The sequence below is a fragment of the Massilia sp. 05N420 genome (assembly GCF_056397205.1).
The window spans coordinates 1-596 of the sequence record NZ_JBFTMX010000117.1; the positions used below are offsets into that span (position 1 = coordinate 1).

Annotated in this window: 1 protein-coding gene; it reads right to left on the reverse strand. The window is 61.6% G+C overall.

What is annotated here, in order from left to right; all coding sequences use genetic code 11:
- Nucleotides 1-5 precede the first annotated feature (5 nt).
- Nucleotides 6-596, reverse strand: a 591-nt coding sequence (locus AC1DIX_RS27545) for an ABC transporter permease (RefSeq protein WP_477328499.1), incomplete at its 5' end; no start/stop codon positions are given.

The window sequence follows — 596 nt, forward strand, 5'->3', positions numbered from 1 at the left end:
GCGTTTCAGTTCTTGACCCTGGTCCAACGGCAAAGCCGGGCCTGCAGGCGTTCGAGGACGAAGTTCGCGGATAGCCCGAGCAGTGCCAGAAGCAGGATCGCGGCAAACATCATCGGGATCTGGAAGTTGTATTGCGCATTCATGACCTGGAAACCGACGCCGGAATTCGCGCCGATCATCTCCGCAGCAATCAAGAGCAGGAGGGCCGTCGTGGCGGAAAGGCGCAGCCCGACGAAAATCTGGGGCAATGCAGCCGGCAGCACGACGCGGCGGAAGATGGTCAACCGGCCGGCGCCATAAACGCGTGCCATTTCGAGGAGCTTGGGATCAACCTGCTTCACCCCGCCGATCGTCGACAGGAGGATCGGGAACAGCGTCGCCCAGAAAATGACGAAGATCTTCGACGCTTCGCCAAGCCCGAGCAGCAGAATGAAGACAGGATAGAGCGCAAGCGCAGAGGTCTGGCGAAAAAGCTGGAGGATCGGGTCGAGAGCGCGCTCGATGACGCGGATCTGCCCCATGAACAGCCCGAGCGGGATACCGACGGCAGCCGCCGCTCCGAAGGCGATACCGGCCCGTTGCAGGCTGATCAGGAT